Here is a 22104-nt window from a genome sequence, read left to right on the forward strand (position 1 = left end):
CATTTCTATTATTATTGAACTCTTGCAAATCCAAACCCTGATGCGTGATCATCGCCTGTTGCCGCGCCAATGCCGCCTTTAATATCATAAAGCTTTGCACGACGCTGAAGCTCTGCACGAACTTGAACATTGCTTTGTCCTTTATTAGAGGACCAGATTTTTGCAGCAAGTCCTGATACGTGAGGTGTTGCCATTGACGTACCGCTGATCGTATTGTATCCGCTGTTGATCCATGTTGATTCAATGGCAGCGCCTGGAGCTGAGATTTCAACATCCCGTTCGCCAATGACATAGTCTCCATCAGTTGCAGAGTTACCGCGGGAAGAGAAGTTTGCAACACGGTATGTTCCATTTTCTTGAACATTTTCAAGAGCGGCAACGGCAACCGCATTAACTAGTGCGCCGGGATATCCGATTGTATTATTGCCAGATCCTGAGTTTCCGGCTGCAGCAATAACCAATGCACCTTTTCCGTACGCATAGTCAACTGCGCTTGATATTAAACTATCTTTTGAGCTTGAACCAAGAGACATTGAGATAATGACTTTTGAACCTGTTCTTGTTCCTTCATCTGCAGCGTGTCTGATTGCAGCTGCGATATCATCTGAGTAGCCAGAACCGCTGTCAGTCAATACTTTGTATGCCCAAAGCTCTGCTTGAGGCGCAACTCCGTAAATTCCCTGTCCGTCAGAACCGCCATTTGCAAGTGCAGATCCGGCAACATGTGTTCCATGTCCGTTGCGGTCCGTGCAGGAGTTATTCGTATAAGTAGATCCCACTGTAAAATCTTTGCACTGCTCGGCATTTTGCGATAAATCGATATGGCTTGTCTGCACACCGGTATCAAGAACTGCAATTTTAATGCCGTCCCCTCCACTTGTGGATGTCAATGAGCTGTTATTATAAATGGCTTTAATGCCCCATGGCGTTCTTGTGCTTGGGTATGCCATTGTCTTTATTGGTTTTCCTGCGGCAATTTTAAAGGTTGAAACTTTTTCTACTTTGATTTTGCTGTTCTTTTGCAGGGCTTCTAATTGTTTCTGTGTAACGGTTGTTGTGAATCCATCTTTCCCAAAATCGCGGCGAACCTGATGACTTTTTTTCACTTTTCCCTTTTCAGCGTCAGTCCCCTTGATTACAACTCGAATGGATTCCTGCTTCACATCTGATTTAATCTGCTCATTTGCAAAAGCGGATGTTCCAAACATTGAAAGACTCATTGATAAACTCAGTACTGCGGCTCCAAGTGCTTTAGTGATGTTCATTTCATTTCCCCTTCCAAAAGTGTTAGTATTTTATAACTTTTATAACTTAGCAATATAAATATAAATTACATTAACTATTTTCACAATAATCTAAATTTACTAAAATTTCCTCATTATTCACCTTAAGTGCTTAACCTATATCCCGCCAATTGCCCTGCTTTTTCTAAAAAAAATTTGGAAATAGTTTTCACAGTAAGGACAAATATCTATAAAATCAAAAAAACCACCTTCTTGAGGTGGTTCTTGCATCCTATTCTTTTTCTGTTAAAAGCGATACGATGAGGGATTGATATATTAAGGTGCACAGAGATATATTAATCATAAGACTGAAATTGCGGGGTATGTCATGAGGGAAGATCAATCATTTGCAAAAGGCTGTTTTTATGGAATGATCCTGTCAATTCCAATCTGGATTACGCTTTATTTTCTTATAAGTAAAGGATAAAAAAACACAGGCTCTCCTGTGTTCATTTTAAAGACTGATCAAATATTTTATCTTTCACATAAATTTCTTCCCGATCAACCGCATATTCAGAGGCAACGATTAAGCCTATTTTTGTTTTGTTCTGGTCACTTACGATGGTAAATGGGATTTTTTCTTTGTTGGCAGCTTTGATATATTTAGACAGGGCTCCATAATCTATTGTGCCATTCAATAGAAGCACTTTGTCCCTTCCCGTTCCCAGTGCCTTAATTACTTCATCGTATATTTTGTTTTGTCTCACCTGAGATGCAGTGAGAGCCACATAAATTCTTTCTCTCAACGTACCGAGGTAAACATTTCTCTCCTCCGGCTTCGTTTCAAACGTTCCGTATATTCCCTGCTTTATATAGAGATCAAGCTGTTCGTCTGGCATGATGTCATTCTCCTTGTTCTAAAAGTCCAGTACAGAATTAGTCTATCAGAGAAGATAGCTGACATAAAATCATATGTTTAACTACCATTTAGAATAAGATAAAATGATTTTCATCCATCCGAAGAAGGATACCCACAATGGAATACTAAGAACGGTCGCCCAAATCATTCCTTTGAAAAAGTTAGCATCTTGCATGAGCATCTCTCCCTCCGAATCTTCCTTACTATTCATTTTACCCTTCTCGCTGTTTTATATAACTGAATAAAATTGAAACCGCTTACAATAATATTCTTTTCTTTCTTATCATATCCTCCAAAATTTGTTCTTCATTTTTTTCCTTTTCAAAAGGCTGGATGTCTTTTCTTGTCAAGTCTCACCCGGAATCCTGCAGCAGCATATAGTGTTTAAATCAGAGGCTGTTTTCAGAAACTTGCTGTGCTTGTTTACATGGCAGGCGGGCTGATGCTTGGTCAGAAAATAGTCAGAACAAAAGACCGTTAGGAGGAAAAAAATGCCTGCCATTTCAGGGAGAGAATTTTTGCAGCGCATGGAAGCATTAAAGCCTAATGTTTGGTTAAAAGGCCAGGCCATTACAGAAAATCTCATTTCACATCCGGCTTATAAAGGGGCTATCCAAACAAAAGCTTCTCTTTATAATTTGCAGGTAGAAAAGGGTGCGATTGATTTTATGACATTCCCATCCCCTTTCACCCAAAATCGGGTTGGAATGTCCTATCTCGAGCCAAAGACAATAGAAGATCTGCAGAAAAGAAGAAAAATGATTGAATACTGGGCGAACGCAACATGCGGGATGATGGGACGAAGTCCTGACTATATGAATACAGCTTTAATGTCTTTATCAGCAGCATCAGCTATTGTCAGCGCCCAAGATGAAGAGTTTTCGAAAAACCTCCGTAATATGTACGAAACTGCGCTTGAACAGGACTTATCTTTTACACACAGTTTTATTAATCCGCAGGTCAATCGTTCGTCCGCATTTATTGAAACATCCGGGCAGCCAATTGCAGCCAAAGTGATTAAAAAGACAGCAGAAGGTCTTATCATACAAGGAGCCAGATTGCTTGCAACAGAAGGCGGAATGACCGATGAAGTCCTGATTTTCCCTTCAGGCGGCAATCAATCGGGCGACGAATATGCATTTGCCTTCAGCATCCCTGCAAATACGAAAGGACTGAAATTCATCTGCCGAGAGCCGTTTCATACTGGTGAATCTGCTTTTAACTATCCGCTGTCCTCGCGCTTTGATGAAATGGATACGCTTCTCGTCTTTGATCATGTACTAGTTCCCTGGAATCGCGTGTTTTTTTACCATAGGCAGGATATTGCCTTTAAATTATTTAACTATAGCGGGTTTATTTCGCATGCCCTTCATCAGGTTGTCACACGCCAGACGGTGAAACTGCAATTTTTAATCGGACTTTCACAGCTGCTGATCAATACTTTGGATGTATCTGAATATGAACATATTAAACTTAAGCTGTCTGATATGATTTTAGGTCTGGAGAGCATGCAGGCACTCCTGCTTAAATCAGAAGCTGAAGCAAAAATCGATGCTTTCGGAACCATGACTCCGAGCATACATCCGTTATATGCGGCTGTCAATTTATTCTCAAAGCTTTATCCTCACTATATAAGTCTTCTGCAGCAGATCGGAGCAGGCGGATTAATGCTTCTGCCATCAGAGGAGGATTTCGCTTCTCCGATTGGCAAGGACATTGAGCAATATCTGCAGGGAACTTCAGTTGATGCTAAAACAAAAACAAAACTGTTTCGATTAGTATGGGAGCTGACCATGAGCTCTTTTGGCACAAGACAAACTCACTATGAGAGGTATTTTTTTGGAGACCCCATACGCCTTGCAAAAAATTTATACAGCGGTTATGCACGAGAACAATACATTGAGAGAGTCACAGACTTTTTAAATCAAACGAAAGAGAGACCTCACGATTGAGGTCTCTCCTTCTTTTTAACGCCAACTCTTCCTGAAAAAAAGGTTGCGCCGCCGCCCATATCTGACAGTCGGTCTGGCGTAAGTGTGTTTACAATCTGTTTTGTTCCGGGTGTATCCATCCATAAACCTTGGCTTACTACTACTCCAGGCAATACGTTCTCGCCAGCTGAAACTGTAAGCTCACATTCCCCCCGCGCATTCCAAATGACAGCCATATCTCCATTTTTCAGACCAAGTCTTTCAGCATCCTTCCCATTCATATGCAGTTTAGGAGCTTTTTCAAGGGATTTATGTTTTTCATTATTTGAAAAAGTGGAGTTTAAAAAGTTATGATTCGGGCCAGGAACAAATAGAAAAGGCAAATCACTTTCTTTGACGAGCGGTATAAATGTCGGCAAAGGCAGATATCCTGCTTTTTCCATCGCATGTGAGTAAAGCTCTATTTTCCCGCTTGGCGTTTTAAGAATTCCTGGAAACAGCGGCTTTACTTTTGCTTTCACATATTTCTTCTTCTTCATTTCCTGAAAAGTGATTTTTTTAAAATATGGATTTTGAGGATTATTCAGCGCCTGATCAATCATCTCTTCCTCAGTATCTTTAAAAGCCTGGTCTGTAAATCCCATGCCTTCCGCTAAAAGCCTGAACACGTCCACGTTTGATTTTGACTCTCCATATGCTTCAATAACCGGCTCCTGCAAATGGAGGTAATGATGCCAGTATGACGTATAAAAATCTGTATTCTCAAAGGCCGACGATGCCGGAAGAACGAGATCCGCATAGGCGGCTGTTTCTGTTAAAAACAAATCATGGACCACGAGAAATAAATCTTCCCGCTCTAATCCCTTTTTCACTTTGTTAGCTTCGGGAGCTACGATTGCGGGATTACTGCCATATACGAACATGGACTTTATTGCTGGATCAGCATTTAAAAGCTCTTCGCCAATTAAGTTCATATTAATGATTCTTGTCTGTTTATTCTGGAGGAGATCCGGCCGCTGCAGTGCCTCTGTATTGAATGCCAAATATCCAGAGTTGCCTTTAATAGCACCTCCTCCTTTTTTCAGCCACTGACCAGTCAGAGCCGGAAGACAGGCGATGGTCCTGATGCACATGCCTCCATTATCATGGTGCTGCAGACCATTGCCGATTCGAATACAGGAAGGAGATGATTGGCCGTACATTCTTGCCAGTTTTATAAGATCATCGGCTGGAACTCCTGTTATTTCTGATACAGTATGCGGATTATATTGAACAACATGCTCTCTTAATTCTTCGTGCCCAACTGTCCACGCCTCAAGAAACTCGCTGTCCACCAGGTTTTCCTTAAACAAAATATGCATAATTCCAAGAGCGAGAGCGCCATCTGTTCCCGGTAGAATCGGAATAAACCAGTCTGCAAGTCTTCCAGTCTGATTTTTGTGAACATCAATGACGATGATTTTGGCCCCGTTTTTACGGGCCTTTTGAGCAAGGGTTATTTGGTGCATATTCGTGCTCACTGCATTAATGCCCCACATAATAAACAGCTTTGTATGTACCGTATCCTCCGGATCGATCCCAAAGCTTCCGCCCATTGTATACTTATACCCGGTTGATCCTGCTATTTGGCAAATGGTCTGATCAAGTCTGCTTGCTCCAAGTTTATGAAAGAAACGGCGATCCATCCCTTCTGCATTCAGATTGCCCATATTCCCATAGAAGCTGTATGGAAGAATGCTCTCCGGGCCATACGTTTCAATAAGTGTTTTCCATTTCGAAGTAATGATGTAAAGAGCTTCATTCCAGCTGATCCGTTCAAATTGCTTTGATCCTTTTTTCCCTGTTCTTTTCAAAGGATATTGCAGCCGCTTCTCATCATAAATACGTTCAGCCATGTTCCTCACTTTATTGCAGATGCTGCCTTTTGTTACTGGATGCTCCGGATCTCCTTCCACTTTCATGATTTTGCCGTTTTTTTTATGGACAAGAAGTCCGCATTGATCAGGACAATCCAGCGAGCAAACAGATGGAAACACTCCATCCCGTTTTTCAATATATGAATCCATATGGTTTCTCCTTTACCGTGAGAATCGTTTTATTAATGATAGAATAGTTTTAACATTCCATCAAGAATTCGTGCCAGAAAAGCGCAAGCGCCTTGGTCAGGTCCGACAGGGAGGCCCCGGAGCTTGCAGGAGATATCCTTGTTGCGATAGCCCCAATCTATCAATTTATTATTTCCCAAACAGTAAAAAACTGAAGAAAGAAACCCTTCTTCAGCATGGATTGAATTATTTTGATGTTGTTGATTCTCTCATTTTGAGAGTGGATGGAACAAGCACTTTCAGAGGTGTATCTCTGTGTTCAATGACTTGTTCATGCAATAGTTTCAAAGCGATTTTTGCTATTTCAGCTGGTGACACATGAATGGTCGTCAGAGATGGTGCAAAGTAATGAGCTTCAGGCACATCATAAAAGCTCACAATAGAGACATCCTCTGGAATCTTCACATTTTCCTCGCGCAATGCCATGATGGCTGCAAGAGACATGACGCTGCTTTGAATAATATAGGCATCAGCAAGCTGGCTGTTTGAAGCAGCTTCCTTTAGAATCCGGTATCCTTCCGTCCCATATGGTTCTGTCAAATAAATATGTTCCTCTGACAGAAGGTTCGCTTTTTCCAGCTGCTCTTTCATAGTATGCCCCCAATTCGAAGCACCTATGTAGCCAATCCGTTCATGTCCCATTTCCTTCAAGTGAGAAATAACGAGCTCCGTCATTTGAACAAGGTCTATACTTACTAGATCTGCAGAGGAGTCCGTATCCCAATCTGTCACAAACACAATATTTTTCGAAACTTTTTTAAGCTTTTCCATATCGCCTTCCTGTAATCGGCCAATGACAATGATTCCATCCAACGCTTCCATTTTATTGGTTGAATCAATATTTTCATAACGGATGATCTCTTTAATATGAACGCCGCCAAGGAGACATGCCTGCTCAACATGTTTCCTTAGTGCGATATAAAAAGGATTTTCCAGCTCTCCATCGGCAGCATCTAAAATCGCAAGTGCTATATGGACGCTGTTATTATTTGGGGAAGAAGATTGCTTCTCTGCCAATCTATAATTTAATGTTTCTGCAGCCTGAAAGATTCTCGCTTTTGTATCTTCTGAGGCCATTGATTCAGCACTTTCATGGAGCACTTCATATGCTGCTGCAGCAGACACTTTGGCAAGCTTTGCTATATCTTTAATGGTTGTCATCCCTACACCTCTTCATTCATTGAATTCTTATGTTTAATACCCTTTTCCCGCCAAAAAGAAAACCCTCTCTCATAAAAAGAAAGGGTCAGGATTTTATCTATTAAAGATAGTCGGCTGATCAATAATGTCAGCATCATACGAATTAGTACTGTTTTTATCACTTGTAATGACCATGAAGTCTCCTGTATTGAGGACACCTGCACCTACAGAGAATTTACTTGTGCTTTTTGGCGAGAGTGCAAACACATCCCCGGCACTGACTGCACCGGTGCTCGAATGAATTAAAATAGGACCAACAAAAGCCGGCATACCATCTCCACCTTCTTTTTTATTAGACTATGCCAGGAAGGTCTTTAGGGTTTCAATTTAATATTAGAAAAAACCGCCATTTAAATCGGCGGCTTCCTGTCTTTTTCAACTGTGTTTCGCATCTCTGTCTCCTGCTTATATCTGTTTCTTAATTTCACAAGTCTTATGACATGTAATAAAACAGCTTTTAATACCGCATAAGTCGGCACAGCTAAAATCATCCCTAAGATACCGCCAAAGCTGCCTGCGCCTATCAGAAGGAGAATGATGGTAAGCGGATGTGTGTTTAATCTCTTTCCGATAATTAATGGTGAAAGAACGTTTCCGTCAATCTGCTGAACAACGGTTACCACAACAGCAGCGAGCAAAGCTTTAGTCGGTGAATCAAGGAGAGCAATAACCACTGCCGGTGCGGCACCGATAAAAGGTCCTAAATAAGGAATAATATTTGCAATAGCTACAACAATCCCAAGAATCAGGGCATAATCAAGTCCAATCAGCGTATATCCGATAAAGCAGCCTGTCCCGACAAAGAGAGAAACAAGCAGCTGGCCCTGTATATACGCTGCAAGCGTCTGATAAAGATCTTCAAAAATTTTAATGCCTTCCCGCCTATACGCAGCAGGCAAAATTTTAACTGCTGTGATGGGGAACTTGTGCCCGTCCTTCAGCATGTAAAATAAGATGAAGGGGACCGTGATGATCGTAAGAGTAATATTCGTCACGACACCCAGCACCTTTGTTACAGATGAAGTAATGCTTTCAGGGAGCGATGTCGTCAGACTGCCCAATGATTTTTCTATTTTATCAATCGTTTCCTCAACCGAAACATATTCCTGTGTCATCACCCATGTAAACCAGCCCGATTCAGACAGATTCATGATAAAATGCCTGATTTCAGTTATGTAACTTGGGAAGTTTTTAAACAGGTCTGTGATCTGCTGAGAAACAACCGGGCCGACTGTTGATAACAGCAGCATAATCAATCCGATAAAGATGAGGTACAAGATGAGGATTGCAAGCGTTCTTGGAACTTTGTTTTTTTCTAACAGCTTAACGACCGGACTGAAAATAAAAAACAGAATGCCCGCAATCAAGATCGGGAAGAACAGCGTAGATGCAAAAACAATCAGCGGCTGAAACAAAAACGAAACCTTCGTGCTTACGTAAAAAATTAACAGCAGCAGCAAAATTTCAATCGTCCAAAAATGAACCTTTGACTTATTCAGGTTACATCCTCCTCCTGCTTTAAAATAGCTGTTTCAAACGTACTATGTGAACGATAAGGTGTCAAATTAAGATTTGGTGAAGGTTAGAATGCCGATTTTTTTCATATACAAAGAAAAAGCTATGCCCGTAAGCATAGCTTTCAACAATTACTATTAATTTTCTCCTGCAACTAGCTCTTCTTCAGCCTCTTCAAGCTTGAAGATTTCGATTACACGGATCAGGTGGCCTTCCATTTCTTTTGCAAAAAACTCATAGCCATCTAAAATAATGCTTTCGCCTTGCTGGATGTCGATATTCTCTGTCAGCATCCAACCGCCGATCGTATCTACATCCGTATCATCAATTTCGAGTCCGAGCAGATTATTCACTTCATAGATAAGGACCTTACCGTCCAGCAAGTAATGGCCTTCGCCTTTTTTCTGAACCTCAGGAACTTCATCCTGGTCAAATTCATCGCGGATTTCTCCTACAATTTCCTCGATAATGTCTTCAACTGTTACAAGCCCCGCTGTTCCGCCATATTCATCCACAAGGATCGCCATATGAACGCGTTCTTTTTGCATTTTAATTAATAAATTATGAATTGGAATCGATTCAATGACTTGAATAACAGGACGGATATACTTATCAATCGTGCTCTTTTTTCGTTCTTCTTCGGATAATGAAAAAATGTCAGTGAAGATCTCCTTGAGATTGATCATACCAAGAACGTGATCTTTGTCTCCGTTTACAACAGGATAACGAGTGTATTTTTCCATACTCATTGTCTCAAGGTTGTCTTGAAACGATTTCTCTACTGAAGCAGCTACGATTTCAGTTCGAGGCACCATAATTTCTTTTGCTACACGATCATCAAATTCGAAAATTTTGTTCATATATTTTAATTCAGATTGGTTGATTTCTCCGCTCTCATAACTTTCTGAAAGAATTATGCGAAGCTCTTCCTCAGTATGAGCAAGCTCATGCTCAGACGCAGGCTTTAGTCCAAAAAGACCTGTTATTATGCGAGCAGAACCATTTAATACCCAGATGAACGGGAACATAATACGGTAGAACCAAATCAAAGGTGGAGCAAATAAAAGGGTTACAGCCTCTGCTTTTTGGATCGCTACTGTTTTAGGAGCAAGCTCTCCGATTACAACGTGCAGGAACGTAACAGATGCAAATGCAATACCGAAAGTTAACACATGGGAAATCGATTCGTTAATTTCAAAATTATCGAATACCGGTCTGAGAAGACGTTCGACTGTCGGCTCCCCCAACCACCCAAGACCTAAGGCTGTTACTGTTATTCCAAGCTGACACGCTGATAAATATTCATCTAAATGAGTTGTTACTTTTTTTGCAGCAACTGCCCCTTTTTTACCTTCTGCAATCAATTGATCCAATCGTGAACTGCGGATTTTGACAATCGCAAATTCTGATGCAACGAAAAAAGCTGTTAAAGCAATTAAAATCGCCACGAATAACAAGTTAACTATGTCCAAAACACCCTTATCCCCTAATAGAGAATAAGGAGTCACCTCCTAAAATAGTAAGTTATCAATTTTAAAAATGCGCAAATGATTCAATCAATGCAGCAGAACCATCAATGATTGCATAAGCGCCATACTCTGCGGAGAGATGCGGCTTGCAATGATTTCCTGGTTTTCCCCATTCATTTTATCAAAAATAGGTTTCAGCTCTTTTATTTCATGTTCGAGCTGCTTCATATGATTAGCCAATATTTCGGCTTGTTTGATTAGCTTATCTTCTTCATTGGTTTGACTTCTCTTAAGTTCCAGTCTTTCTTTAATATCCTGCAGACACATATTGAATAACTTGCATTCCTCAATAAAATGAATGTCGTTAAGCGCCTGTTCAGAATAGAGGCGATAGTTGGACTTAGATGTCTTATCTACATGGAGCAGCCCAATTTGAGTATAGTAATCAATTGTTCTCTTAGACACGTTTGCCAATTTTGCTAGTTCGCCAATTCGATACAATGCCCCATCTTATCACCCCAATAAAAAAAGATTACTCCTATCATACCTTTTTTTTAACTGTACAGTCAAACGTTACGGTTATGAAGCGGCTTAATAAAATTCATGTTCATGAATTAATAAAAAATAAAATGAACATCATAATAAATTGAACGTTAAATAGAACCTGAATAGTAAACAAATCTTTTTGCATGCCCCTTTATTTATCTCAAAGTCCCTGCGCTTCGGACTGAACAATATCATGAAAGATTGTTAAGAATTCTTTATTAGTAAGTGAGCACATCAGAGTTTAAACTATAGCTAGGTGGAAAGTACTCTAAAAATTTATCTAACGATCAGACAGCGGTGAAAGAATGAAAGAGCAATTAATCGAATGGCTGGAAATCAGCGGCCCTTGGGCATTTATTATAAGTCTCGCTGCAAATACACTCATAAGTTTATTGGCATTTGTGCCCAGTGTTTTTGTTACAGCTGCCAATCTATCTTTTTTTGGATTTGCAGAAGGGCTTCTCCTCTCTTTTTCTGGTGAAATGATTGGAGTTATGGTCAGCTTTTATGTATACCGGAAAGGGTTCTCATTCCTAAAAAAAAAGAAAATGCCCAAAAATATCATGCTTCAAAACCTTTCAAAAACAAAAGGCAGAGATGCATTTATGCTTATCCTTGCTTTAAGGATTTTCCCTTTTGCGCCATCAGGTGCTGTCACACTTGCAGCAGCATACAGCAAAGTGGGTTCAGGTATATTTTTCAGTGCAAGCTTAATTGGAAAAATTCCAGCTATCCTTATTGAAGGGTTTGCCGTGCATCAAGTTCTGAAAGCTGACTGGCACATTCAGCTGTTCATGGGAATTGGATCTATCCTCATTTTGGTCATTTTCTGGATGCATAAAAGAAGGAAAAATAAAAAACTGCAGGAGTAATTGTTCTCCTGCAGTTTTTTAATGCTCACTGATCTTCTTCAGCAGAGAGATCATCTTTTCATTTTGTTCGATGATTTCCTTATTTTGATTTCTTAGTTTTGTAAAATCAAATAAAAAGATGATGAAGATGATGACTATAAAGAAACCCATATGTAGAGCTAGTTTCGTTCATGTTAACTCGGCGCCTGCCTGTGGGGTCTCCCACCTTGCTCTATTTCCCCCAGGAGTCAAGTTTATCCGCTGCAATCCACTCAAGTTCTTAACATTTAGTCTAATATCAACAATATTTACGAAAAGAGCCAATAAAAAAGGACCAAATAGGCCCATCCTCATCAATCAGGCATAATCGTCACGATTTGCTGAATTCTTATAAAAAAGACTGAATCGCCAGCTTCCAATACAATGTGATCAGGTTTAACATCTTTTAATTTTCCGCGGATGCTGTCTCTGACAGTCTGGATAACCAGTACTTTTCCAATGACACTTTGATGGGTCTGAAATACATATGGATCAACAATTGTGATCATTTACGGACCTTGTGATTGGTTTTGCATCGTTTCACTTCCTCTCATACAGATCAATGACACTATATGTAGGCATGGGGCCAATTGACACATCAACACTCCAGATTTAACACGCTCATTTCTTAAACGAACATCAAAATAGGCAATTGTTCCTTCTTCTTTTTCAAATAAGCTGCCCATATATTTGTAAAGGCTTTCATCACAATGCAAAGGAGTTTTATATGATCAGAAAACTGATAATTTTATTTATGGCTTTCATGCTTGTTGGTCCAGCAGGCACATTTGCCGGCTCATTTGGAGACCAAGATCCTCCGGGAAATCCGGGTCAGTGGTATGCAGGCGATAATCCCCCTGGGAGCACTTCATCAAAATCGCCGATTGTATTCATTCATGGCTTAAACAGTTCATCAAATACTTGGTGGAATCAAAATGATATGTACAGTACCGCATATGCGAATGGATATCGTACAGCTTTTATCGATTTATATCCTACTAAAAATATGTGGGATAACGGGGCTCTGCTGGCTCAGAAATTAAGCGAAATTTATCAGTATTTTGGCGGTCAAAAGCTTGTTCTGGTTACTCACAGCAAAGGGGGAATTGATGCTCAATCTGCGCTTGTTCATTATGGTGCGCATCAGTATGTAAGCAGCTTGATTACGTTATCGGCACCGCATTCAGGATCACAGCTTGCAGACCTGGCCTACAGCAGCTGGGCCGGCTGGCTGTCAGGAATATTAGGAAGCAAAAATGATGCCGTTTATTCCCTGCAGACGGGCTACATGAGCAATTTCAGAGCACAAACGGATGCCCATGTAAATTCCAGAAAGAACCGAATCTATACGTTCGGCGGAACAAAGTGGGGAAGCTTCGGTTCATCCCTCTATTGGGGAGGATTATATTTAAGCTCCTACGGCAGCAATGATGGAGCGGTTACCGTTCAGTCTTCAAGATTATTTTATGGCACTGAAATCAGAGCGGGCAGCTGGGACCATACTTCCATAAAAAAAGGAAGTTCAACCTTTCTGCTATTTGAACCATACCTAAGAACCACAACTGCTGCTTCTCAAGCAAACCTGAATATGAGTGAAGAAACCAGCGCTGCCAACGCTTCATCCTATTTCCGCGGGGGAGAATTCACGGGAACACGGCAAGAATCCTTCAATGTTGAGGCATCAGCTAGTGAGATTGTCATTGATTGGATGAGCAGCTCTCCTGCAACGAAGCTTTCCCTCCAATCTCCTGATGGGAAAACCGTTTATCATTCGTTCAAAACGATAAAAGCAGATGGCATTTTTAAAGGAGCGCATCATCATCAGCTTGTCATTCAAAAACCTCAGAAAGGAAAATGGATTTTGTCTGCATTAAACTCTTCAGGTGAAGCTTATTTCATGAACGTTGCTTACCTTTCAGCCGAAAACAAGGCCATTTCACTTCAGCCAATCAATAACCAAAATCAGAACCTTGCCTTTAAAATAAACCAGGCAAAACTTCAAAAAGAGGTCGAAGCCGCCGTGACTGTTGATCACTTTCAAAATAAAACAAAGAAGCAGACAAAAACGTTCATAAAATCAAAAAAACAATCGGGCATCGTCCTTGGACTAAAGCAAGAAGGAATCTATAATATAACGGTTGATATTAGAGGGAAAACTCAGAATGGAGATGTCTTTGAAAGAACAATTGTTCAATCAGTCTACGTAGATTCATCAGGAAAAATATACAGTCAATAAAACAAATCAAATCCACCATTTCCTTTGGGTGGATTTTTTTAACTCAGACAGATTTTTTCAAGGTGGGATTTTGGAGCTGATTGATTTTTTCATCCAGCTTTTGAATTTTCTTTAATGCAGTCTTTTCACTGATAGTCCGGTAATGATGGCCTCCGCCTGGTTCCTCATCCATTTCATCAGCTAAGCGAACTACTTTTTGAAGAGAACTTTGATTGAGCGAGCCTTCGGGCAAATAAGAATCAGTATGCAGCAGAATGGCTAAAGCGATCTGTTTGGCAGATTGCGGATCCTCACCAAGACGGATCAAAAGCTTGTGGGCACGTTCAGCACCTTTTATTGCATGAATATCATTCTCTTTGTACTTTTCATAATCCCATTCCCCGTCTGTATACCACTCGTAATGCCCAATATCATGAAGCAGGGCTGCTTTGGTTGCAAGATCGGGATCGACACCGTGCTGGATGGCTAATCTATATGCATGGCAGGTTACTGCAATTGCATGCGCTACGCCAGAACGCTTCAGATATTTTTGAGCAATAGGATGCGAATAAACCTGTGTCAATGTTACATTTCGCATGAAATCTCCTCCCTGTAAATAGTGTGAAACTTGTAAACCTATATAATTAAACTGAGCACTCTTAAAAAATATTTCTGTATACATTAACATAATACGGCATTTGCCGCAACAATCCTGTTATATTGTATGACGTGATAATCAAATCTATCTAACTTCTTATATATTTTCAAGAGGAATACTTGAGTTGCTTTCCATTTCGTGTAGAATTACACTATACCAAGGTAAAAGGAGCTCTTTCATGAAAAAGCATGAACTTACTGCCACTCTATCTAAAAAAATGCTTCTGATCCGGACCGAATCCCGTTACACTCAAGAAGAAATGGCTGAAGTACTCGGGCTCTCCAAAAAAACGCTCGTACAGATTGAAAAAGGCCGGCAGGAAGCCTCTTGGTCAACAATCGTTGCATTGTGTGCTCTCTTTAGACACAGCAGTGTTCTTCAGCAGACTACAGGCGGTGACCCATTGGATATTTTGCAGCTGCTCGCACATCAAAAAATGGAGACCCGCAAGGAAAAGACGCTCGGAGGAAAAATATGGTGGAAAGACATTCATCAGATCGAAGGCTTTAAACTGCAGCAAAACATAATCAGCTTCCATTTTCGTATTATTGATGAATACGATTATCGCTGGTGTTCTTCATTTGACAGGACAGAGATGGAAAAAAAGCTGAGTGAGCTGACAGACAGGAGCATTACCTAACGATTTTAGAGTCTGTCTTTCATTATATATATGTCATTCTAAATGTGTTGCCATAGGGAAATTCATTAATAATGATCTAGACATTGATATACAGGAAAAGGGACGCCATTTTGGCCGTCCCAATTCGCCGTTTATCCTTGCTCTTTTATCAGTGTTTTCATCTTCTGATTATGTTCTTTCATATGCTGTAATCTTGCATGAAGCAGTTCTTTTATTTTGACCTTATCCTTGCTTTCAATCGCTTGTGTCCACTGCTCTCTCATCTCTTGTCTTCCTCGTTTGTGCTCCTTTTTATGCTCCCTGAAAGCTTCCAGCTTCTCTCTCATTTGTTCCTTGGTTATTTCACCTTTTTTCACTTTTTCTTCAAGCTCAGCTATTTCCTGTTTTTTCTTTTCTCTAAGGGCATGATGCTTCTCTCTTAAATCTGTTTGATCCAGCTGCTTAATAAGCGCTTCTCTTTCCTTTAACACATTCTCCCATTCTTGCTTCGTTTCCGGTGAATACTTACTGACTAATTCAAGAACCTTTTGTTCTCTTTCAGCTCTTCTTTCATGCCACTCCTTCTTCATTTCTTCATGGGCTGCAGGTTTACTTAGCTGTCCTGTTTCCGTATTAGCGATCGCTGTTGTCGGAATGACAAGTGTCAGTGCTGTGAAAGCAATAAGCCATTTGTTGTTTCTCATTCTTTCATCACTCCTTATATATTTTCTTCCTTATCTTATCCATTTGAAGGCATAACATAATGAAAGAATTATGTGAAATGATGTGAAAATGATTTTAAGAGATTTCTAAAGAGAAATCCGCATACTTGGAAAATATCTTTAATGAGGCAGGAAAGATTGTTTCGCTGCTTTCTCATCATTCAAAAAAGAACACCCTCGTGAGGATGTTCCGTCCAATTATTAAATACGTTCTTTTATATCGTAGACTCTTCCATTTTCAAGCGGACTGTTTAATAACTTAAGCAGTTCATTTGCCACAAATTCAGCGGATCTAAGCTTTCCTGACTCATGATATTCCTGAAAGCGTGCAACTTCTGCAAAGTCCTCAGGCTGTGTATTCCGTATACTGCCCTGCATATCTGTGTCCATAATTCCCGGTGAGAATGAGAGGACTGTAACAGGATGCTCTTCTTGTTTCTGTTCAAGTCCAAAAGCTTTAGTGAACATATCAAGACCTGCCTTTGAGCTGCAGTATGCATTCCATCCGTAAATTGGATTGTTGGCAGCTCCGGATGAGATATTAACAACCACTTTTTCAGCTTCTATATTCTTCGTTTCAGCTGCAAAAGCATTGGATAATACCATCGGAGCGATCAAATTCAGCTGGACATGGGCTTCAAGCTCAGCTGCTTCTGCTTTTCCAACAGGCTTCATGGGATCAACCGTGCCTGCATTATTGATCAGAGTGATTCTTTCTGCAGCACTCATATCAATTTTTTCAAAAATTTCAGGAATGGCCGCTTCTATATGAGGAGCATTTGATAAATCGCATGGTACAAACTGGAGAATAGCGCCATTTTCAACGGCAAGGCGTCTTAATTCTTTATTCTCAGACCTTGAGAGATAAATAATTTGATGTCCGGGTTTCAGCAGCTGTTTCACAATAGCTTCACCGAGTCCGCGGGATGCACCAGTAATAATCGTCGTATTCATAAAATCGCTCCTTCCTTCTTACCTTGTATTTTATCAAAGTTTTAATCGGTCTAATAGAAATAAGATTCAGGACCTATTTTCGAAAGCAGCTTTTTGGAGTAAATGAGAAAGGCAGATTCTAAGAAAAGCGCAAGCGCCCGTTTAGCTCCGACAGACAGATAAGGATCCGTCAGAAAAGGCGCTTTTTGCCTTTACTGACGGATCCGTTCTGGCCGAGGAGTTGGGCGATGGAGCTAGACATCGAAGCGCAAAATTTTATACTTTCTTATCTCTTAAAAAACTGCCGGGATTCTCCCGGCAGCTCGATCTCTTTCCTATTACTTTTTCAATTGATTTACTACTTCTTCACTTACTGCATTTTCGCCGCCCAAAACATTAAATTCATTAGCTTTGATAGCGTCTAGTGCTTTTTTTGTCTCAGAAGGAATCTTTTTAGGCTGAACCAGCAGCATTGAAGCCTTTTCTTTGGCTGCAAGTACGGAACCCGCCAACGCATCAGCAAAGTTTTCCCCTGTTGCAATATACACACGGTTAGATGGGTTAAGCTTTGCTGCAATTTCAGCAGCTGTGCCATATCGGTTTAGTCCGTAGTAGCGATCAGGTTTTGATAGCTGCTTGAATACTTTCGTATTTACTGCAGCTTCACCGCCAACTACGATTGTGCTGCTGATATTTTTCAAAGATTTCTTTGAAGCATTTGGAAGCTTATCTGCTTTAGTTAATAGGATCGGGTATCCATTTTGCGCTGCATAAGGAGCAATTGAAAGCGCGTCTGGGAAGTTCATCCCATTTGCAATTACAGCTTTTTCAGGTGAACCGCCAAGGATAGCCGCAATGTTAGCTGCTGTTTCAAAACGGTCCGCTCCTCCAATACGCTGTACTTTTAAGTCCATGCCTTTAAGTTGGTATTTTACATAATCGCTTACTGCACCTTTTCCCCCAAGAATAACTACTTTCTCGGCGCCAAGACGCTTGATTTCTTCTTTCGCTGATTTATTTAATGATCCTTTTTCTGTAAGAAGAATTGGTGCGTCAAGCTTGTAAGCAAGCGGTCCGCCGGCAAGTGCGTCAGGGAAAGAATCTCCGCGGGCAAGGACAACGGTTTTCGCTGTTTTAAAGCCTGATTTAGAGATTTCAACAGCTGTTTCATAACGTGTTTCACCTTTAATGCGTTTTACAGGCTTCTCTGTCACTTCTTTTCCTTCGATAATTCTGCCTTCTACCTCAGGTGAAACTGGATTATTCTTTGCAAGATATGATGTGAAAACTTCATAATCTACAACGAATAACTCTGTCATGCGGCCTTCATCTTTAGCTTTTTTAAACATTGTATAGCCGTCTCCGCCATCTGCTGTAAATGCATTGGTAGCGACCCTATATGTTTTATTGACATCAATTGCTTCAAATCCATTGTCTGTTTTCGCTTCAGCAAACCAAACACGATCACCGGCAGGCTTGCTTACATCATACTTAAATTTAAGGCCTGATACTTGCAGGAAGCGTCCTTCGCCTGTTTCAACTCCGCTTACACTGTGCTCTAGAGCATCCAGGATTTCCTGGCCAGTTAAGTCTAGTGTGACTAAGTTATTTCCAAACGGCAATACCGTCAGAACTTCACCCAGCGTAATTTCACCAGCATCAATCGATTCACGAATCCCTCCGCCGTTTTGCATGGCGATATGCGTTTTAACAGATTCGTTTGCTTTTGCAGCCATGCCGTCTGCAATCAAGTTTCCTAAGTTTGTTTCTTTTGTGCGGACATCTGCCCGCAGCCCATTAAGGCTAACCGCTGAATTTCCAACAACTTCATTTTTGATTTCTTCAAGAGGTGCTCTGTATTCCTGAACTTTCTCTTCCGCAGCTGCATCTTTTTCATAGTTAGCAACAGTTTCTAAATGACCATTATGGCCAGTTACTTTTCCTTCTTTGTCAAACGTTACATCCAGTAATCCAAGGAAGTTTAAGTATTCTCCTGCTTGAACAATAACGGTCGGTTCTTCTTTCTCAATTAAAACCGGAGCATCTAATTTTGTATGAGAATGGCCGCCGACAATGACGTCAATCCCATCCACTTCTGCAGCAAGCTTTAGGTCAGGAGAGTAGCCTAAGTGAGAAAGGACGATGATTTTGTTGGCCCCTTCTGCTTTAAGCATATCTATTGTTTCATTTGATTTTTGGACTACATCTTCAAAAACAACATTTTCTCCTGGGCTTGCAAGGAATGCTGTATCTGGAGTTGTTAATCCGTAGATTCCTACTTTTTCTCCATCTATTTCTTTGATGATCGCCGGATAGATGTTCCCTCCAGAACCAGGAGTACCAACTTCATTTTTGAAAAGAGGGCTTAAGTCTGCATCATTTGTTACATTAACGTTTGAAGATACCATTGGAAATTTCATTTCTTTAATAAAGTTTGCAAGAGTCTTGGAATCTTTATCAAATTCGTGGTTTCCTAAAGTCATAGCATCATAGTTCAGCTGATTCATGAAATGCAGATCAGCCAGACCAAGGTATTGGCGGAAATATAGTGTTCCTGAGAAAACGTCTCCTGCATCAACAAGTAAACTGTTTTCTTTTTGTGTGCGCAATTCATTTACAGCTGTAATTAATCGAGGATACTGTTCTACATGAGCATGAGTATCATTCGTGTGCATAATTGAAAGATTGAACTCATCATTATCATCAGAAGACAAGTCGAACTGACCTACATAAGCATCGTGGTCACTTGCACGGCCATGCTCTTCCATGTAGGGAGAGTTAAAGTTAACAATATCAAATGCTGCACCAGCAGCTAAACGATTTGAAACAAGCATGTGATCAAGAACCTGTGCATTTCCTTGGTATGAGTACGTATAGCGCTCAGAAGGAGGAAGAGTTTCTACCAGATTCGTAAGCTCAGAGCCTTTAAGAGTCTGAAGCGGTGCCGAGAATTCAAAGTCGTTAAGGTCACCTGTTACGATGACATTTGCATTTTCGTTTTTCGCATGAATATCAGCTACAAAAGAGTTGACGATTTCCGCGATTTCAAGACGCTGGGCTTCACTTCCAAGTACAGGAGGCTGTTTTTTGCCGAATAACGGCTCGTCTCCGCCTTTAGAGTTAAAATGGTTATTGATGACAATAACATCTTCGCCCTTAAAATTGAATTGTGCAGCTAAAGGCTTACGGCTTTCATTGAAAGCAGGATTTGTTGGATCAATCCGGCCAGGATTCAGCGTTAATGAACCATTCTCGTAAGCAACTGCCGTTGTGGCATCCCCTTTTGTTCCTTCAGTTAAAGTGACTCTTTCAGGATTGTAAAGGTATCCGACACGGATATTTCCTCCAGGTACACCGCCATCCGCTTTATCTGCCGGAGCAATTTCTGTCCATGCATAAGCCGGTCCGCCAAATCCGGCGATTGCATCACTTAATGCTTTGTAGTTTGCATCTGCTTTTACTACACCATTATCTGTTGTACCGCTTTCATCCAATACTTCTACTAAACCAATAATGTCAGGAGATTTTAAGTTTTCAACAATAGACTTAGAAAGCTTGTCGCGCTTTTCCGTATCAGAAGCTGCGAAGTTTTCAATGTTATAGCCTGCAACTGTTAATTTGTCTTCTGCTTTTTCGATTGTAGTTACTTCAGAAGTGAATTCACGCTCATTCAATTCAGGAAGATCTGCTTCTTTTACAAGAATTTTAAAGTTGCTGAATCCGTAGCTGACAACACCTGTAACTGTGCCGTCAAATTGATCTCCCGCTTTAGCCACAAAATTGCGGTTATCAAGAAGAAGGAACATTCTTTCCGGATTCTGATTTTCTTTCGTCAGAAGTGGAGCGCCCTCTTTTGTGTATGTTTTGCCTTCAGCTTTTCCAGCAATAACTGTGACTTCTCCATACTTCTGAGGACCAGTTACTGACGGGCTTTCAAGGGAAACGCGCATGCCTTCAAGACTTTCATAAAAGTCGATGCCGTCTTCCTCAGGATCAAACGTTCCAAGCTGATCATTATCAATGACTTCCGTCGGAGGAATAACATCTTTGCCGATAACGACTGCAGCTGGAAGTGCCTGCCCGCTTGATTTCATAATGACGTTGCCGTATTGGGCATTAATTTCAGTCATGGCCAGATCGGTTTGAAGCTTTTCAGCATAGCCGTCAAGCACCCATTCTTTCACTTGTCCATCTACAGAAACAAGATCGCCCTCTTTAACACCATGAGACGGTTTATAAACAAGAACAGCTTCAGATGTGTTTGCATTATCATCAGGTGCCGCATCTTGCATATAGAAGTTGCTGGCATCCGCTACATGAGTGACGACTCCTTCAACTGCTTTTACATTTTTAGTGTCATAAGGTGATTTATGTCCTTCGCCCTGGATATCATGAATACGAAGCCCTTCAATACCTTCAAATGGCTTAGGCTCTTCAGGAGTTTCACCGTCAAACACCATGGCTGTAGGATTTCTGAGGCCCGGTTTTGAAAAGTACGCTTCAAGTGTACCAGTAACAATTACTTTTTTGCCTGCAATATCCGGATTTGTCATCAATCCGAATTTGCTGCGGAAAGTTGATGGAAGCTGCACAGGCAGAATTTTTGAAACATCTTTCTCATCTGCACTGTCAGCGATTGCAAAGTTAGTGTCAGCAGAAAATGGCGCTTCAAAATCTACACCAGTCGTGCTCATCGTGTATCCTACAATATAACCTTCAACTGTACCTGTTCCGGAATTATTCTCGATAGCTTCCTGAACAGTCATATTGCCTTCTGCTTGTGCAGGTGCTCCAAATGGGACCATAAGCGTTACAAGCAGAGCAAAAATAGTTGTCAGTACGATCAACTGTTTTTTCATGATTTTCAAACTGGTTCCTCCTTAAATTAAGTAAGATGATGAAAATAAGCGTATGTAACATGAATTTGCTTATTTTAGGCTGCGGGTAAAATGTAAGCGCTTACTTACCTGGACATGTCTAATAAACAATTAAATGTCTGCCCATGTTTTATCTCCGTAAAACACCTCCGGTCGAATCATGTAATTTAGCACCCTTCTAATATATCACTTTTTTGTCAATTATTAAGGAATTTACAGATGATTTGCAAAAAAACCACAATTCATTTACATAATGTAAATACTTTTCATCTTTTCCCCAGA

17 protein-coding genes are annotated in these 22104 nt (G+C 40.6%); 4 read left to right on the plus strand and 13 right to left on the minus strand.

Going from position 1 to position 22104, the window contains the following annotated elements:
- Positions 1 to 11: 11 nt before the first annotated feature.
- Positions 12 to 1265, minus strand: coding sequence for a S8 family peptidase (locus E2R53_RS14280; RefSeq protein ID WP_133312436.1), 1254 nt, complete (start codon positions 1263 to 1265; stop codon positions 12 to 14).
- Between the two features lie 467 nt (positions 1266 to 1732).
- The gene (locus tag E2R53_RS14285; protein WP_133312437.1) at positions 1733 to 2122 is read right to left on the minus strand and encodes a YueI family protein; all 390 of its coding nucleotides are present in this window, start codon (positions 2120 to 2122) and stop codon (positions 1733 to 1735) included.
- 511 nt (positions 2123 to 2633) lie between these two features.
- Here E2R53_RS14285 and hpaB point away from each other — a divergent pair.
- Positions 2634 to 4094, plus strand: a complete 1461-nt coding sequence (hpaB, locus tag E2R53_RS14290; RefSeq protein ID WP_133312438.1) for a 4-hydroxyphenylacetate 3-monooxygenase, oxygenase component — start codon at positions 2634 to 2636, stop codon at positions 4092 to 4094.
- Here the strand turns inward: hpaB and E2R53_RS14295 are convergent.
- The 6 genes from E2R53_RS14295 to E2R53_RS14320 form a co-directional block, all read right to left on the minus strand.
- Positions 4085 to 6139 carry a molybdopterin oxidoreductase family protein gene (locus tag E2R53_RS14295; protein ID WP_133312439.1) on the minus strand — a complete coding sequence of 685 codons (2055 nt, stop codon included), beginning with the start codon at positions 6137 to 6139 and terminating at the stop codon, positions 4085 to 4087. The two genes, hpaB and E2R53_RS14295, sit on opposite strands and share 10 nt — an antisense overlap.
- Positions 6140 to 6364: 225 nt before the next feature.
- A complete protein-coding gene (locus E2R53_RS14300) occupies positions 6365 to 7339 on the minus strand; it encodes a LacI family DNA-binding transcriptional regulator (protein ID WP_133312440.1) in 975 nt (324 codons plus the stop codon).
- Between the two features lie 93 nt (positions 7340 to 7432).
- A complete protein-coding gene (locus E2R53_RS14305; protein WP_133312441.1) occupies positions 7433 to 7648 on the minus strand; it encodes a spore germination protein in 216 nt (71 codons plus the stop codon).
- Between the two features lie 80 nt (positions 7649 to 7728).
- On the minus strand, positions 7729 to 8877 hold the full coding sequence (locus E2R53_RS14310) for an AI-2E family transporter (protein WP_133312442.1): 1149 nt from the start codon (positions 8875 to 8877) through the stop codon (positions 7729 to 7731).
- A 153-nt stretch (positions 8878 to 9030) separates the two neighbouring features.
- Complete coding sequence (locus E2R53_RS14315) at positions 9031 to 10365, minus strand: hemolysin family protein (protein WP_133312443.1); 1335 nt, start codon at positions 10363 to 10365, stop codon at positions 9031 to 9033.
- Between the two features lie 84 nt (positions 10366 to 10449).
- On the minus strand, positions 10450 to 10863 hold the full coding sequence (locus tag E2R53_RS14320) for a MerR family transcriptional regulator (protein ID WP_133312444.1): 414 nt from the start codon (positions 10861 to 10863) through the stop codon (positions 10450 to 10452).
- 350 nt (positions 10864 to 11213) lie between these two features.
- On the opposite strand from E2R53_RS14320, the gene E2R53_RS14325 reads away from it, so the two are divergent.
- Complete coding sequence (locus E2R53_RS14325; RefSeq protein WP_133312445.1) at positions 11214 to 11780, plus strand: TVP38/TMEM64 family protein; 567 nt, start codon at positions 11214 to 11216, stop codon at positions 11778 to 11780.
- 332 nt (positions 11781 to 12112) lie between these two features.
- Here E2R53_RS14325 and E2R53_RS14330 read toward each other — a convergent pair whose 3' ends face one another.
- Positions 12113 to 12307 carry a YuzF family protein gene (locus E2R53_RS14330; protein ID WP_133312446.1) on the minus strand — a complete coding sequence of 65 codons (195 nt, stop codon included), beginning with the start codon at positions 12305 to 12307 and terminating at the stop codon, positions 12113 to 12115.
- Positions 12308 to 12525: 218 nt separating this feature from the next.
- Between E2R53_RS14330 and E2R53_RS14335 the strand changes: the two genes are divergently transcribed.
- A complete protein-coding gene (locus tag E2R53_RS14335) occupies positions 12526 to 14034 on the plus strand; it encodes an esterase/lipase family protein (protein ID WP_133312447.1) in 1509 nt (502 codons plus the stop codon).
- Positions 14035 to 14077: 43 nt separating this feature from the next.
- Here the strand turns inward: E2R53_RS14335 and E2R53_RS14340 are convergent, their stop codons facing one another.
- Positions 14078 to 14611 carry an HD domain-containing protein gene (locus tag E2R53_RS14340; protein ID WP_133312448.1) on the minus strand — a complete coding sequence of 178 codons (534 nt, stop codon included), beginning with the start codon at positions 14609 to 14611 and terminating at the stop codon, positions 14078 to 14080.
- Between the two features lie 238 nt (positions 14612 to 14849).
- Here E2R53_RS14340 and E2R53_RS14345 point away from each other — a divergent pair, with 238 nt between their 5' ends.
- Entirely contained in the window at positions 14850 to 15311 is a 462-nt protein-coding gene (locus E2R53_RS14345) for a helix-turn-helix transcriptional regulator (RefSeq protein ID WP_133312449.1), read from the plus strand.
- Positions 15312 to 15442: 131 nt separating this feature from the next.
- On the opposite strand, the gene E2R53_RS14350 is transcribed toward E2R53_RS14345, so the two are convergent.
- The 3 genes from E2R53_RS14350 to E2R53_RS14360 form a co-directional block, all read right to left on the minus strand.
- Positions 15443 to 15994, minus strand: a complete 552-nt coding sequence (locus E2R53_RS14350) for a hypothetical protein (protein WP_133312450.1) — start codon at positions 15992 to 15994, stop codon at positions 15443 to 15445.
- Positions 15995 to 16213: 219 nt separating this feature from the next.
- On the minus strand, positions 16214 to 16966 hold the full coding sequence (locus E2R53_RS14355) for a (S)-benzoin forming benzil reductase (protein ID WP_133312451.1): 753 nt from the start codon (positions 16964 to 16966) through the stop codon (positions 16214 to 16216).
- Between the two features lie 317 nt (positions 16967 to 17283).
- Positions 17284 to 21804, minus strand: coding sequence for a cell wall-binding repeat-containing protein (locus E2R53_RS14360; RefSeq protein ID WP_286166274.1), 4521 nt, complete (start codon positions 21802 to 21804; stop codon positions 17284 to 17286).
- Positions 21805 to 22104 lie beyond the last annotated feature (300 nt).

Origin of the sequence: Peribacillus frigoritolerans (assembly GCF_004358755.1) — a bacterium.
GTDB lineage: Bacteria > Bacillota > Bacilli > Bacillales > Bacillaceae > Bacillus_P.

Bases quoted from the DNA above. Each gene is read 5' to 3' on its own strand.
- E2R53_RS14305 (WP_133312441.1), bottom strand. From the start codon at position 7,648: ATGCCGGCTTTTGTTGGTCCTATTTTAATTCATTCGAGCACCGGTGCA.
- E2R53_RS14330 (WP_133312446.1), bottom strand. From the start codon at position 12,307: ATGATCACAATTGTTGATCCATATGTATTTCAGACCCATCAAAGTGTC.
- hpaB (WP_133312438.1), top strand. From the start codon at position 2,634: ATGCCTGCCATTTCAGGGAGAGAATTTTTGCAGCGCATGGAAGCATTA.
- E2R53_RS14285 (WP_133312437.1), bottom strand. From the start codon at position 2,122: ATGCCAGACGAACAGCTTGATCTCTATATAAAGCAGGGAATATACGGA.
- E2R53_RS14350 (WP_133312450.1), bottom strand. From the start codon at position 15,994: ATGAGAAACAACAAATGGCTTATTGCTTTCACAGCACTGACACTTGTC.
- E2R53_RS14345 (WP_133312449.1), top strand. From the start codon at position 14,850: ATGAAAAAGCATGAACTTACTGCCACTCTATCTAAAAAAATGCTTCTG.
- E2R53_RS14355 (WP_133312451.1), bottom strand. From the start codon at position 16,966: ATGAATACGACGATTATTACTGGTGCATCCCGCGGACTCGGTGAAGCT.
- E2R53_RS14360 (WP_286166274.1), bottom strand. From the start codon at position 21,804: ATGAAAAAACAGTTGATCGTACTGACAACTATTTTTGCTCTGCTTGTA.
- E2R53_RS14340 (WP_133312448.1), bottom strand. From the start codon at position 14,611: ATGCGAAATGTAACATTGACACAGGTTTATTCGCATCCTATTGCTCAA.
- E2R53_RS14300 (WP_133312440.1), bottom strand. From the start codon at position 7,339: ATGACAACCATTAAAGATATAGCAAAGCTTGCCAAAGTGTCTGCTGCA.
- E2R53_RS14325 (WP_133312445.1), top strand. From the start codon at position 11,214: ATGAAAGAGCAATTAATCGAATGGCTGGAAATCAGCGGCCCTTGGGCA.
- E2R53_RS14295 (WP_133312439.1), bottom strand. From the start codon at position 6,139: ATGGATTCATATATTGAAAAACGGGATGGAGTGTTTCCATCTGTTTGC.
- E2R53_RS14280 (WP_133312436.1), bottom strand. From the start codon at position 1,265: ATGAACATCACTAAAGCACTTGGAGCCGCAGTACTGAGTTTATCAATG.
- E2R53_RS14335 (WP_133312447.1), top strand. From the start codon at position 12,526: ATGATCAGAAAACTGATAATTTTATTTATGGCTTTCATGCTTGTTGGT.